The organism is Streptomyces griseorubiginosus (genome assembly GCF_001514195.1).
Lineage (GTDB): Bacteria > Actinomycetota > Actinomycetes > Streptomycetales > Streptomycetaceae > Streptomyces > Streptomyces griseorubiginosus.
Genome location: NZ_KQ948742.1, coordinates 76,925 through 90,960 on the forward strand (window position 1 = coordinate 76,925; position 14,036 = coordinate 90,960).

Sequence of the window (14,036 nt, forward strand, 5' to 3'; positions counted from 1 at the left end):
GTCGTGCGCCTGGTCAGGTCGGTGGCATCTCCAGGTCGAAGTCGATGCGCTTGCGGTCGTGCATCACCTGAATCAGCGGATGTTCCGGACCGAATTCCTGCTCGGCCTCGGACGTGGCCCTCCTGAGGCTCTCCTCGGCGTCGTCGTCCCTCATCAGGGTGCGGTCCAGGGCGACGTTGTACTCCGCGCAGAGCACCCTCGGATGATGATCGCGGTAGAGGTCGCGGTACGCCTCGCGCGTCACCTCGTCCTCGGCCAGCGCCTCCTCGTAACGGCCAAGCGCGACCAGCACTCCGGCTCGGTTGGCCCGGCAGGCCAAGGTCGCGGGGTGAGAGGGCCCCAGTCGCTCGACGAGGCTCGGGAGGGTCTCGTCGGCGAGTTCCCTCGCCTCCTCGGTCAGTTCACGGCTCCTGAGGATGGCCACGAGGTTGGTCGCGGCCGCCAGGGAGAACGGGTGCTCGGGTCCGAGGCGCTCGCGGTAGGCGCCGAAGTTCTGCCGCCCGCGTTCCACTGCCTCCTCTCCCTTGGCCGGGTCCGTCAGCGAGAGAGCGAGCAGGTCGCAGGCGAGGTTGGCGGTGCACGACATGGTGTCGGGGTGCGCTTCGCCGTAGCGCTGCCGGTACATGTTCAGGGTGGAGCGCGTCAGTGCCTCCGCCGCGGCGTAGTTGCCGAGACGGCGTTGGGTCACCGCGAGGGACGCGTCCGTGCTCAGCACGTCGTCGGCCTTCTCGTCCTTCAGGATCGCGACGAACCGATTGCGGATGTCCCTGAGCAGATCGAAGGCTCCCTGGTAGTCGCCCGTCTCCCGGCGGTCCAGCGCCGCGCTCACCGCGAAGGCCCAGGTCAGCCGGTGCTTGATGCCCAGCGCCTGCCGCGACCGCTGATAGGTCTCGGTGGCCCGTTCCAGGGCTTCGGCGGGCCTGCCCGCCAGAATGAGGGACACACCGAGGTTGTGGGCGGCCCGGAGGGTGTCCTCGTGGTCGGGGCCGAAGTGCGGACTGTTCCGGTAGAGCTCGTACGTCCTGGCGTCCTCGTCGAACGCCTCCTGGTACCGGCCGAGGCCCCGAAGGTCACCGCCGTAGTTCCGGGCGGTCATCAGGGTGTAGCCGTCGTCCTCACCGAGTTGCTCGCGCTGCCGGCGCAGGGTGTCGGCGTCCAAGGCGTGGGCTTCCTGATAGCGGCCCAGCGATCGCAGGGGGTTGGCCACCTGGGTGGCGAGTCGCAGCCGGAGATGATGGTCCGGTCCGAGGGAGTCCGTCCAGGCACTGAGCGCCTTCTGCCCCAGAGCGGCGGCTGCCCGGTGGTCCCCGATCCGCCACTGGTTGCGGACCTGGCGGATGACCCACTCACACACCCGCGCGTCGGTGTTGAAAAGTGCTTCGGAGGGCTCCAGGTGGGGCAGCAGCTCCGCGAACCTCTCCCGGACCGTCGTGCTGTCCTCCGCGGAGGCGGCCGAGGGCAGCGCGCCCGCGAGCACGAGCTGTGCCTGGCGCTGGGTGCGTTCCCTGCGTTCGCGGTCTTCTCCCAGCCACTCGCGCACCGCGGCCTGGACCAGCCGGTGCACCTGGATGGACCCGCTCTGCTGGTCCACTGTGGCCAGTGCGTAGCGGCCGAGGTCACGGATCAGGTACCCCATCACCATGGGGTCGAGCACGGACTCGTCACCGGTCTCCTCGGCGAGCCGGTTGCGCATGGCGTCGCTGTAGAGAAGGGAGTGCGCGATGGGCTCCGGGGACAGGAAGGCACAGATCTCGAGGAGGCGCACCGCCGCGGGCCGCTCGTTGCCGAGCCGGTCGACGGTGAGCCGCCAGACCGCCAGGAGGGACGTCTGCTGACTGCCTCCGGGGTCCTCCCCTCCGCTGAGGACCGAACTGACCCGGCTGTTGACCTGGTCGAGATAGGTGTCCAGAGGCATGGCCGTCTGTCGCAGCCAGGCCGCCGCCAGTTCCATCGCCATCGGGAAGTCGCCCAGCGTGTCGGCGATCCGGTCGGCGTCCGCCACCGAGAGCCCGTCCACCCTGCGCCGCAGCAGGGCGATGCTCTCGGACCTGGTGAAGGAGTCGACCTCCATGGCCGTGTCGGTCTCTCGGTGGGGAGAACGCCGGGCGGTGAGGATGACGTGACCCGGCCCCTCGGCTGGAAGGTACCGCTCCACCGTCGTGTCTCCCTCGTCCCGGTTGCTGGCGTGGCCGTTCGTGTCCTCGCTGTCGGTCACGTTGTCGAAGACCAACAACCAACGGCCGTGATCGGCACTCCTCAGCGCCGTCATGGTCGCTTGGACACGTTCGTCCACCGTGTCTCCCAGAACTCCCAGCTCGAGCCCGAGCTCCGCGAGAAGCTGCGGAATCCGGTTGGGCTGTTCCGCCGGGATCCAGTGCACCAGGTCGTACTGGGACCCGTAACGGTGGACATATTCCTGCGCGATCTGAGTCTTACCAATTCCACCCAGACCGTACAGAAAAGCTCGGCTGACCGGCGTGTCCACGCGCAGCGATTCTGCGCTCAGCTTGCTCCGCAGCCGCTCCAGCTGCACGTCGCGGCCGGTGAAGGAGTTGTTGCGGCGTGGAACGTTGAAAACCCCGGGAACACGCCCCGGAAAGGCGGTGCTCCCGGTGACGGCGGCGGAGGTGGGGGCATCGATTTCCAGCATGGCGAAGACCTTGCCGAGAACCTGTTCGGCGGGCGCGTCCACCAGAGTGAATCCGGGCAGTCCGCGCAACGTCGGCTCGGGTTGGTGCTCCCGGGTGCGCAGGCCGATGATGCGGGGCCCTTCGGGTGCGGCCACCAGAGCCCGCACCTCGTCGGCGACCGGCGTCGTGGCGAAGTCGGGCGAGAGAAGGGCGACGACCACGTCGGCCCCGCTCTCTGACCCGCTGGGCAGAGGTTCGGAAGAGCTGCTTCCGCGCAGGCCCACCGTGATGCCCGCGGACCGCAGTTGGGCCTCGATCCACTCCGCCCAGGCACCGTCACGCTTCGCATAGTCGATACGCACCCGGGGCAGGAGACGGCCCCCGGGCACCGGTGCTCGCTGGAAGCGGGCGAGCAACTGCCTGCGCACCGGTTCGTCGACCGGCCGCAGAGCGGTGACCTGGCCGTCCGTGATCACCGAGGTCAGGCGCTCATAGGCCCCCAGAAGCGAGGCGGGTTGGCGGGGCGTGTCCGCGACGGTCGCCAACACCTCTTCGTACGCGTAGAAGGGCTTGTAGGGGATCTCCACGGAGCCCCAGTAACTGTCGGGATCGGCAGCCCGAGGAGTGTCCTTCAGGAACTCCTGGAACCGGTGGCGGGCATGCCCCCGGCTGATCGCCAGCTTCTCCTGCTCGGCGTCCTCCACCCGCATCGGAACGGGGAAGATCTTGACATGCGGGGCGACCCGCCGCACGTCCGCGGCCACGCTGGCACTGCCGTCCACCGACTGGGTGTTCAGCGTGAAGCAGTTGACCAGCACGTCCGGCATCAGGACCGTGGTGATGCCGGACGTGTCGCTCCAGCCCGTACGGCTGTCGATCAGGGCGTAGTCGTAGTTGCTCCGCATGTCCTCGCGCAACGCATGCAGGAACGCGGCGCCGTCGCGCTGTTCGTAGAACCCCTGCCAGTCGTACGTGTTGATCTTTTCGGAGTACTCGGGAGTCCTCCGGCCGGGGGAGACGAAGAGAACGTAGCCGCCGCTGTCGAAGGTCCACGTCAGCGCGGAGGCGAAGCGATCGACCCGAGCCTGTCGGCTGTAGTCGCCGTCCGCCGGCCTCGGCCTGGCCAGATCGAACTCACGGATCAGATCGATCACGCCGGGTGTGGAGCGGAGTTCCGGGTCGACGAGGAAGGGAGCGAAGTAGCGGTGCAGACCCGGCGCCTCCAGGTCCCAGTCCATGGCTAGTACACGTTTTCCGTTGCTGGCCAGGATCCAGGCGATGTTCGCCAGGGCCATGGTGCGACCGGTTCCACCCTTGAACGAGTAGAACGTCACGATCGTGCCGGACTCGCGGGTGCCGGCGTCACCCGAGTCGAACGTCATGAGGAATACCTTCCGAGCAGGGGAAACGTGTGTAGACCTTCGGTCGGCGTTGCCGGCGACTGAACGGCTTCCACTGACTTGAGCGCCTCGTTCTGGAGGCGGATGAGGACCTTGCGCAGGGAAGAGGTGAAACTCTCGACGTCCAGCAACTTCCAGCGCTCGTACTCGGTGCGCCGTCCACGCATACGGGGAAGCGTGCGATCGAGGAGATCGTCGAGGGTGGCAGCCCACTCGGCCGATTCGGTGTCGTCGCGGGCCCTCGGTTCGAGCGCTGTGGTCGCCTCGGGATTCCGCTCGTCGACGACCGCCAGCAGCCGGTGTTCGTCCCGCCGCATCGCCACCCACGCGTCCACCAGGAGCACGACGAGCTGCTCGGGGTCCTGTTCCCGGACGATCCGGTCGACGGTCTGCTCGTCCAGCGGCAGCACGGTCGCGGTGAAGTCGAGCGCCGTGGCGGTGTTCTTCACCAGAGAGACCAGAGCCTCGTGCTCCCCGGGTGCGTACGGAGACCAGTCCAGGACCGTCTTCCCGTAGTACTGGAGAGAGTGCCGCTCGTCGGACGCGTCGTCCCTGGCCGTGGACGCGACGACGAAACTGACCTCCTGACTGCCCACGTGCGAGGGGGCGCCGACGGGTGCATGACTGCCGGTGGCGTCGAACCCGTGGACCTCGGGAAGCTTTTCCCCGGCCGCGACGATGCGGTCGACGACAGCCTCCAGCACTTCCTCGTACTCGGCGCGATAGCGCGCCTTCAACCGCAGCAGGTGCAGCAGTCCGTCACGCCGGTAGGCCTCCGATCGCACATCGAGAGGCGGGTACGGGCCGACGGCCTCCAGCGAGTGCGCCAGGTCGGGTTCCCATCTGACGGTGACCACCGCGTCGGCGCTGCGACCGGTCCGGGACCGCTGCATGTTGAGCCGCCGCTGGAAGTAGGACAGCTCGGCCCGGCAGTAGGACTGGCTGAAATACCGCGGCGAGTGCAGCACGACCAGCACGGTGGACCGGCCCAGCAGATCAACCGACACCTCGGCCGACTGCGGCTTCCCACGGACGCCCACAGCCTCGGGGGAGCGTCCGGTCCGCCGTGCGACGACTCGGCAGAGGTCATGAAAGAACGACGCGACCCACTCCTCGTCGACGGTGCGAACGTGACTCAAGTAGAAGTGGCTCACGATGGCTGCTCCCGTATGGCGACGCGGTCCCGGGACAAGCCGGTTCGGGCGACAGGCCGAAGGAGCGCGGAGCACATGCCGCGAGACTCGTCACCACCAGCCCCACCACGTCGATGTTTGTTCCGGACATGGCGAAGATCTACTGGTGTGCCCGTGCGTCGCGGTCTCGCCGCTCCCCGTGCGTTCGCGGCTTTCCGCCGCGCCATCGCGTTTCCGCCGTGCCACCGCGTCCTCATATATCAGCTCGCCCCCGGCGTCGTCTCGTCGACGGTCTTCTCTCGACACCCGGCTGAGGACACAGCGAAGCCCGCCAGACCCTGTGCTGACGAGGAGACTCCGTACCGTCGCGCGGGATCGGGCGTTTCCCGCGATGCCACCCGATGGTGTGAGGGGCAGTTGAGGCGAACGGAGGGGAGGGGGCGCACGGAATAACCACAACGCGCCGCCTCGTCGACCATGGCCGAGACGAAGCGCGCCCCCATGGGCGTGAGCGCCGGATGGGCCTGGAGTATCCGCAGCGCGTCGACGACCTGTACGCCGTAGTGGTGCAACCGGGTCCGAGCGTGGCGGGCCGGGCCGTCACTCAGCTCTTGCCCGCGTCGGCGCCAGAACTCGAGCACGGCCAGGTGAGCATGGGTCCCGGTGAGTACCGCCCCGATCGGCCTGGCGTCCTTGCGCCAGCCGACCCGTTGCAGCGTACGGTCCTCGGGGTCCGTGAGATCGGTGAGATCGGCGAGGGCCCAGAAGGCGATGTGCGCGCTCTCGTGAACCACAGTCTCGGCCAGCCGCACCGGATCCGGGGTGAAAGACGCCGCGATCGCTCCGTAGGCCTCCCGCGCCGAGGAACTCACTCCCCGCCCGGTCCGCGGGGGCCGCAGCGGCACCAGGGCTTTCCACAGCGCGGCGCAGGCAGCGGCGCGCTCCGGGACCAGTCGGAGCACCACGTCCCACGCCGAGGCCACCGACCTCTGCCACGCCCGCGTCTCCGCAGCCGTCTGTTCGGGCGCCACCGGATGAACGTGCGCGTTCCGGTAGGGGTCGGTGTCCTCCAGGACCACCGACCACGGCGTTGCGCCTCCCTGGGGACTCACGGTCAGATCACGCCGTGCGTTCCAGGTGGTGTCGTCGGCCGACCTCCCGCCCCCGTCAACGAGGACCGAGGCCTGCCCTCCCACATCCAGTACGTCACCACGTAGCTGTGCCTCGTCAGCACCCCCGGACAACCTGGCGACCCCGAGCGTCGGCAGCCAGACGAACGAGCCCGGCGCCGGCAGGCTCAGGTGAGGGTGGAGTCCGGCGCGTAATGCGGCAGCGGCGGCCACACCGCCGAGCCGGTCGAGGTCCGTGTCCGCCCGGACAACACGGGCGTCATCGTTCAGTGCCCTCATGCAACGGCCCAGCCATACGCCTACGTGAGGATGGAGGAGTACATCCTCGAAAGCCCGGACGTCTGCCTGCAGAGCCCGCTTGCACAACTCCCACGCGGCCGCCCCCCGCGCCTCCCAGAAGTCCGGCGCCTTGTTCCGGGCCTTTTCGGCCACACGCATCAACATCAGCAGACGCCGGGTCACCTGACCGTCCCTCAGGACCCGTAAGGCCCCCTGGGACGGGCGACAGCTCGCCACACTTGCGAAGTCGGCGCCGCCCATCCGCAGGGTCGCCGGGGCCGTCACGAGGCACTCCTGAGGCGTGCGGGGGCATCGGCCAGGACACGGTCCCGGATACGAGTGGTCAGGACGCGCAGATCGGCACAGTAGACGCTCGGATTCGCGAAGCCGTTGCGGGGATGAAAACGGTGCGCACGCAGACCACCGCCGCACAGGCGCACGACCTCGCAATCCCGGCAGACGTCGGCCAGCGTCTCAAGGCCGCCCCGGCGGGCATCGGCCACGACGGGGTGCCGCGCGACGGTGTCGAAGTCGTGAGCGAAGATGTCGACTCCGGTGGCGGCAGCGCCGTTTCGGGTCGCCTTGAGCGAGTCGGACAGCTCGATCGTCCCGTCGCTCTCGACGACGAGGAAATCCGTGTCGCCGAGTCCGGTGCTCTCCGACCGGACGTGTCCACCGAGCGCGAGGTCCATGAGGTTCTCGAACAGCCGGATGCGCGTAGTTTTCTGACGGGGTGCCGTGTACCAGCGCTCGAACACCGCCAAGAGCCAGTTCGCGTACGGTGTTCGATCAGGGTCGTGACCGGGCGGTGGGTGTTCCCAAGTGGCGTGCGGCAGGAGGAAGTCGACGGCACGGGGCTCGTGCGCGAGGAGCGCCTCATAGACCTGCACCGGCGGGTTCGCGATGTCCACCGTGCATAACAGACCTGCGAACAGCGCCTTGTTCTCAGGCCTGCGCAACAGCTCCAACCCCCTCCGAACGGAGTCGTAGCTGCTCCGCCCGTTCCTGGCACGCCGATGACGGTCGTTGGCCTCGCGACTGCCGTCAAGACTGACGCCGACCGTCACCCCGTGTCTCCGGAACAGAGCCATCCATGAAGGGTTCAGCAGTGTCACATTGCTCTGAACGGAGATATCACAAGAAGCTGTGCCACGCAGCTCCTGGTTCAGGACCTCCAGAAAATGTTCGACTCGAGCAGGGCCGGCCAGTAACGGTTCTCCGCCGTGCAGAACCACCCGGACCCGGGACAGCGCATGACGCCGGGCGTGTTCGGCGATACGGCGGGCCAGTTGATCCGCGGTCCCGTTCGCCATGACGGCAGGCTTGTGCCTCCAGGTGCGGTCGCGCAGCTCGTAGACGTAGCAGTAGTCGCACGCCAGGTTGCACGGCTGGGCGATCTTCACGATCCACTCGACGAAGGGGTTCACCTCACGCACGTGCCGCCTCCTGCCCCGCGGGCCCCGCAGCCCACGCACCCGTCAGATAGCCGACTGGAAACAGGACACGCCGGGCTCGCGATGCTCCAACGTGTCACGCTCAACCCGATGGATGGACTGCCGCAGGACCTCTGGAAGCGCCTTGCCCACATCTACGTCCGCGGAACCACTGAGGTTCACCATGCCGAAGTCGAACTCCACGTCAGTGGCTGACGTCTCCAATGAACCCCCCGTGTCGCTAAGCCCCGCCGACTCCGGCCGTGTCCCGGACTCCGCGGAAGTCAACATGCGTCGGGCCGCAACCAGGCGCTCGGACGCCGAGTTGCGGAAGAGGTGGCGCTGTGCAGTTCTCATCCCAGAGAAGCACACAGATCAACCGAGGACTAGCGCGCAATGGCCCGTTCGCCGCTGTCCGGCTTGATCTGGTCGGCACTGGCCTCAAGTTCACCTTGGCTAGGCGGTGTTGGCACCCGCGCGACTCCGAGTCACCATGAGTCTTCCCGTCTTCTTCTCGGCGAGGTGACCCATGGCGGCATCAACACCTGGGCAAAACGTTCCAGGGCCGCGCGCGACGATAGGAAGCGACGATCTGCCGCCGTTGTTCCGTTCCAACGACCGATGGGCGCTGCACCGCCAGAGCGAGGCGTTCCGGGCCACGATGACCCAGCTGACCCTGCTCCTCGTGGCAACGGTCTTCGCCACCCTGGCCGATCACTTCGACAGCCATGCCCTGACCGCCTTGTCCGCCCTGCTGTACGGGCTCACCGTGGTCACCGGGGTCGTCATCCAGCGCCGCCGGGCCCGCGCCCACTGGCAGGCCCATCGCGACGCCGCGGAGACCGTCAAGTCGTTGGCCTGGCAGTACATGGTGCACGGCGGTCCCTTCCATTCCAAGGTGCGCGATCCCGACGGGCTGTTCAACCAGCAACTGGAGGAACATTTACGGGGGTTACGGCGCATAGGGTGGAAGGAGCCGGCACCCGAGCGGGTCCCGGGGACGAACCCCGCTCCTGTTCCCGCATCTTCCGGCTACACCCTGTGGGACCCGGCCAGTCGGCACGAACCGGACGATCCGCGGCACCCCCAGATCACGCGCGCGATGCGGGCGGTACGCGAGAAGCCGTTCGCCGTCCGCAAGGACATCTACCTCCGCGACCGGGTCCTCGACCAGCTCAGCTGGTACGGCGGCCGGGCGGTGCAGGCACGCCGGTCCGCCGCCCTGTGGTCCGCACTGACGGCGCTGCTCACCCTGCTCGCCCTGGTCGCGGCGGTGTCCAGAAGCGCGGGCCTGGTCTCCGGCTGGGACCTGAGCGGCCTGCTCGCCGCATCGGCCGCCACCGGCGTGGCCTGGCTGGAGACCCGCCGCCACCACCCGCTCTCCTTCGCCCACTCCTTGGTACGAGAGGGTCTGGAAACCCAACGCGCGGTCCTGTCCAGGGGTGTCGCGGAGGATCGCTGGCCAGAGGCGGTCGCCGAAACGGAACATCTCATGCTGCCGCAGCACACGGACTGGTTGGCGCGGTTCGGGGGGTGATGTGCAGGGGGTATTCACGGGGACTGAGGATCACTCCCGTACGGACGGCTACCGCTGCCCCCTCAGGGCCGGCGCGCTCCCGGTCTCCACAGCACCCGTACCGGTACGCCCACGCGGCTCGCGTATGCCACGATCTCGCCGGTGCCGCCGATCCCCCGCGCGGGCTCACCGTCCCAGACCGCCACCAGCCGGTCCGTGTGGTCGACGATCCAGCGGCCGGCCGCCGCGTACGCCTCCTCCTGGGTCCGCTCCACCGGCAGGTCGACGCGGTCGGCGCAGGCCAGCAGCAGCCGGCGGAAAGTGAGCCGGACCGCAGGACCGCCCAGTTGATGCTCGTAGTCGGTGCCGGTGCCGGGGATGACCGCCGTGAGCGGGATCCCGCCCCGCAGTGCGAGTTCGGCGAAGAGCTGGTCGGCCCCGGCGGCGAGGGCACTGAACGCCTCCACGGGTCCGCTCGCGCCCTGGCTGGAGAACTCGTCGAGGATCCCCGCGCTGACGCATTCCAGCACCGGCTCGGGGAGGTCCCGGTGCCCGGTGACTCCGATCCGAGTCGTACGCTCCACGCTCGCCGCCACCCTCGGTAGAACCGTCAGGGACGCCCTCCTCCCTACCCAGTCCCACCACGGAAGCCACCCTTCACGGTCGCTCCCGGGAGCAGTGAAGGGGCGCCCTCCCGACGGGACGCCGCTTCCCTCACCCCGGACAACCTGCCGTTCTGCCGAGCGGGCCGATCATTGGGGGCCCACCGAGGTCATGCCTACGACCACTGCATCAGCTTCGGCTTCGGCGGCACAGCAGCGAAATGCACACGGAGGCACCGAGCATGGCCACGGAAGCCGCCGCCGACTCGGCCCGAAGCTGACGAGGGGCGCGTCTGCTCTTCGGGCCCACCGCGTGACGGGGCCGACCACTACCACGACCCATGCGGAAGGGGTGCCGCTCCGGAGAGTGGCACCCCTTCTGACCTGCAAGTCTCTGACCTGCTACGCGGTGGGTGTGGGATTTGAACCCACGGTGACTCGCGCCACGACGGTTTTCAAGACCGTTCCCTTAGGCCGCTCGGGCAACCCACCCCGCGCCGCGGTGATCTCGGCGCGGGGACAAGAGTAACCGTTGGGCCGCGCCCGCGGGTCAGCTGTCGCCCGTGCGGGAGCCCAGGGTCAGGGAGACCGTGTGGGTCTTGCCGTCGCGCTCGTAGGTGATCTTGACCTGGTCGCCGGGCTTGTGGGTCCAGATCTCGCCGATCAGCGTGGGCCCGGAGTCGATGACCGAGTCGTCGAGCCTGGTGATGACGTCACCCGGCTTGAGGCCGGCCTTGGCCGCCGGACCGCCCGCCTCGACCGGGGCGGAGCCGCCCGCGCCCTCGGTGGTGATCTTCGCGCCGCCCGAGGAGTCCTCCAGCGAGACGGACGCGCCGATCTTGGCGTAGACGGGCTTGCCGGTCTGGATCAGCTGCTGGGCCACGTACTTGGCCTGGTTGATCGGGATGGCGAAACCGAGGCCGATCGAGCCGGACTGGCTGGTGCCGCCGAGGCCGCCGCTGCCGGTGGACTGGATCGCGGAGTTGATGCCGATCACATTGCCCTGGGCGTCGAGGAGGGGGCCGCCGGAGTTGCCCGGGTTGATCGACGCGTCGGTCTGGAGCGCGCTCATGTAGGACGCGTTCGAACCGCTGCCGTCGCTGGACGCCACCGGGCGGTTCTTCGCGCTGATGATGCCGGTCGTGACCGTGTTCGACAGGCCGAAGGGGGCGCCGATCGCGATCGTGGAGTCGCCGACCGCCACCTGGTCGGAGTTGCCGAGGGTGAGCGGCTTCAGGTCGTTCGGCGCGTTCTTGAGCTTGATCACCGCCACGTCGTAGCCCTGCGCGTGACCGACCACCTCGGCGTCGTACTTCTTGCCGTTAGGGAAGGTCGCCGTGAGCTTGCCGCCGTCCACCGCGTCGGCCACCACGTGGTTGTTGGTGACGATGTGGCCCTGCTTGTCGAAGACGAAGCCGGTTCCGGTGCCGCCCTCGCCGTTGGTGGACTCGGCCTCGATGGTGACCGTGCTCGGCAGCGCCCGCTGCGCCACACCCGCCACGGTCCCCGCGTCCCGCTTGACGCTGCCGCCGCTGTCCGAGGCGGAGACGGTCGTCGAGGAGCCGTTGTCGTTGTCCTTGGCCAGGGTGTAGCCGAGCCCGCCTCCGATGCCTCCGGCGACCAGCGCGGCCACCAGGACCGCGGCCACGAGACCGCCGCGGCCGCTCTTCGGCTTCGGCGTCGGCTGCTGGTAACCCGCACCCCAGACGCCCGTCGGACCAGCGCCGCCCGCACCGGCTCCACCGGGATGGTCATAGCCACCCGCGCCCGCTCCACCGGGAGCGTCGTACCCGCCCGCGGCGCCGGCGCCGTCCGCGGCACCGCCGTACGACGGATTGCCGGGGACCTGCGGCGGCGGCCAGCCGCCTTCCGGAGCGGCACCCGCACCCTGGGGTGCCGGGTGCTGCGGGGCACCGCCCTCCGCGGAGGCGTACGACGGGGCCGGCCCGGCGTGCACCAGTTCCGGTCCCTGCGCGCCGCCCGGGGTGGTCGGCGGCACGGGCGGGATCGGGGTGGTCGGAGCGCCCGCGTCGGAGGCCTGGGGTGCCGAAGCCGCGGGAGCGTCCACCGGCACGGGGGGTGCGGACGGGGCCGGGGGTACCGCGGTGCCCTCGTTCTCGGTGCTCACAGCTTCTCTCCTCGGTCCACGGCTGTCTCTTGTCGGTCGCACTCGGTCACGCTCGGCCAGTGCCGTGCGGTGCCCGGCGTGCGTCAGCTGTGCATGTCCTTTTGTATGCCGTCAGCTTTTCCCACGGGCCGTCAGGGCACCATAAGCGGTGCCTGTGGGTCCGCGGCTGCTCTTTATATAGGCCATGTAAGACAAATGAGGCGCAATACATATGCCTCCGTTCGCACGCGTACCCCTGTGCGGTGGCACCATGACGCGGTGACCCACGCACGGCAGCAGCTGACTCAAGTCGTCGCCCACCGCGGAGCCTCGGAAGACGCTCCCGAGCACACCCTCGCCGCCTACCGGAAGGCGATCGAGGACGGCGCGGACGCCCTCGAATGCGATGTACGTCTCACCGCGGACGGACATCTCGTCTGTGTCCACGACCGACGGGTCAACCGTACGTCCAACGGCCGCGGAGCGGTCTCGGCGCTGGAGCTCGCCGAGCTCGCCACCCTGGACTTCGCCTCCCGCCGCACGCGGGAGTTCTGGCGCACCCGTGACGAGGAGCCGGACTGGGTCTACCGGCCCGAGGACCGGGAGGACACCTCCGTCCTGACCCTGGAGCGGCTGCTCGAACTCGTCGCCGACGCCGGGCGGCGCGTGGAGCTGGCCATCGAGACCAAGCATCCGACGCGCTGGGCCGGCCAGGTGGAGGAGCGGCTGCTGGTGCTGCTGAAGCGGTTCGGACTGGACGCGCCCGCCTCGGCCGCCGAGTCCCCGGTCAGGGTCATGAGCTTCTCGGCGCGTTCACTGCACCGCGTGCGGGCCGCCTCACCGACGCTGCCGACCGTCTATCTGCTCCAGTTCGTCTCGCCCCGGCTGCGGGACGGCCGGCTGCCCGCCGGCGTGCGCATCGCCGGGCCCTCGATCCGGATCGTGCGCAACCACCCCGGTTACATCGAGCGCCTCAAGCGCGCGGGCCACCAGGTGCACGTGTGGACCGTCAACGAGCCCGAGGACGTGGATCTCTGCGTGGAGCTCGGCGTCGACGCCATCATCACCAACCGCCCGCGCGCGGTGCTCGACCGACTGGGCCGCTGACGTCCTCTCCGTCACAGGGTGTGCCCCGGCGCGTTCGGTACGTGTTCGACCGTTCCGAATGCGTCGGCGGAACGTGATTGGCCGGTTTCCGGTACAGGCCAATGGGGCATCCACACCGTGGCGTGGGGCGAAGGAGGTCTCGGGGGTGGCGTTGGTGGTGGCACAGGAGGTGCCCACGTCGTCGAGCATGGCCGTACCCCATGGCCCTGCGGGCGTGGGGAAAGCGAGACACCGGATGCGCGGGCAGCTGCGCAGCGGTGGCGTGGCGGAATCGGTCATCGACGACGCCGTACTGATTCTTTCCGAGCTCTTGAGCAACGCGTGCAAGCACGGCCGGCCACTGGGCGACGCCCTGGCCGGGGACGGTGACGTCCGTGCCGCCTGGCGCGTGGACGGCTCCGGCAGACTCACGGTCGAGGTGACGGACGGCGGTGGGCCCACCCGCCCGGCTCCGGCGACGCCCTCGGTCACCGCGCACGGCGGCCGTGGGCTGAACATCATCACCGCGCTGGCCGACGACTGGGGCGTCCGGGACGACGCCCGGGGCGAGGTCACGGTCTGGGTGATCGTCCACGCGGACGTGCACGATCCGGACGCCGGGCGCAGGCGCGACGACTTCGCCTCCCGGGTCACGGCGCCGTCGGTGTCCGCGATATCCGACCTGGGGTTCATGGACGCGTTCGACGACGCCGACTGACA

General features: G+C 69.2%; 9 protein-coding genes and 1 tRNA gene. 3 read left to right on the forward strand and 7 right to left on the reverse strand.

The window, feature by feature from the left end:
- Positions 1 to 13 precede the first annotated feature (13 nt).
- From fxsT to AQJ54_RS32265, 4 genes are all read right to left on the reverse strand, one after another.
- Positions 14 to 4,012: an FxSxx-COOH system tetratricopeptide repeat protein gene (gene fxsT / locus AQJ54_RS32250; protein ID WP_062243237.1), complete on the reverse strand. Its 3,999-nt coding sequence runs from the start codon at positions 4,010 to 4,012 to the stop codon at positions 14 to 16.
- Entirely contained in the window at positions 4,009 to 5,184 is a 1,176-nt protein-coding gene (gene fsxC, locus AQJ54_RS32255; protein WP_062243240.1) for an FxsC protein, read from the reverse strand. The genes fxsT and fsxC overlap by 4 nt, the downstream gene beginning before the upstream one ends.
- Before the next feature lie 239 nt (positions 5,185 to 5,423).
- On the reverse strand, positions 5,424 to 6,755 hold the full coding sequence (locus AQJ54_RS32260; protein WP_248845478.1) for an aKG-HExxH-type peptide beta-hydroxylase: 1,332 nt from the start codon (positions 6,753 to 6,755) through the stop codon (positions 5,424 to 5,426).
- A 98-nt stretch (positions 6,756 to 6,853) separates the two neighbouring features.
- Entirely contained in the window at positions 6,854 to 8,008 is a 1,155-nt protein-coding gene (locus AQJ54_RS32265) for an FxsB family cyclophane-forming radical SAM/SPASM peptide maturase (protein ID WP_062243246.1), read from the reverse strand.
- 598 nt (positions 8,009 to 8,606) lie between these two features.
- Between AQJ54_RS32265 and AQJ54_RS32275 the strand changes: the two genes are divergently transcribed.
- Complete coding sequence (locus tag AQJ54_RS32275; RefSeq protein WP_062243249.1) at positions 8,607 to 9,542, forward strand: DUF4231 domain-containing protein; 936 nt, start codon at positions 8,607 to 8,609, stop codon at positions 9,540 to 9,542.
- A gap of 62 nt (positions 9,543 to 9,604) precedes the next feature.
- Here AQJ54_RS32275 and AQJ54_RS32280 read toward each other — a convergent pair whose 3' ends face one another.
- The 3 genes from AQJ54_RS32280 to AQJ54_RS32290 form a co-directional block, all read right to left on the reverse strand.
- Complete coding sequence (locus AQJ54_RS32280; protein WP_062243742.1) at positions 9,605 to 10,105, reverse strand: hypothetical protein; 501 nt, start codon at positions 10,103 to 10,105, stop codon at positions 9,605 to 9,607.
- Positions 10,106 to 10,530: 425 nt separating this feature from the next.
- Positions 10,531 to 10,615 (reverse strand) — tRNA-Ser (locus AQJ54_RS32285).
- A gap of 58 nt (positions 10,616 to 10,673) precedes the next feature.
- A complete protein-coding gene (locus AQJ54_RS32290; protein WP_062243253.1) occupies positions 10,674 to 12,251 on the reverse strand; it encodes a S1C family serine protease in 1,578 nt (525 codons plus the stop codon).
- Between the two features lie 258 nt (positions 12,252 to 12,509).
- On the opposite strand from AQJ54_RS32290, the gene AQJ54_RS32295 reads away from it, so the two are divergent.
- Together AQJ54_RS32295 and AQJ54_RS32300 are read left to right on the forward strand one after the other, a co-directional pair.
- The gene (locus tag AQJ54_RS32295; protein ID WP_062243256.1) at positions 12,510 to 13,337 is read left to right on the forward strand and encodes a glycerophosphodiester phosphodiesterase; all 828 of its coding nucleotides are present in this window, start codon (positions 12,510 to 12,512) and stop codon (positions 13,335 to 13,337) included.
- Between the two features lie 58 nt (positions 13,338 to 13,395).
- A complete protein-coding gene (locus AQJ54_RS32300; protein ID WP_062025535.1) occupies positions 13,396 to 14,034 on the forward strand; it encodes an ATP-binding protein in 639 nt (212 codons plus the stop codon).
- Positions 14,035 to 14,036 lie beyond the last annotated feature (2 nt).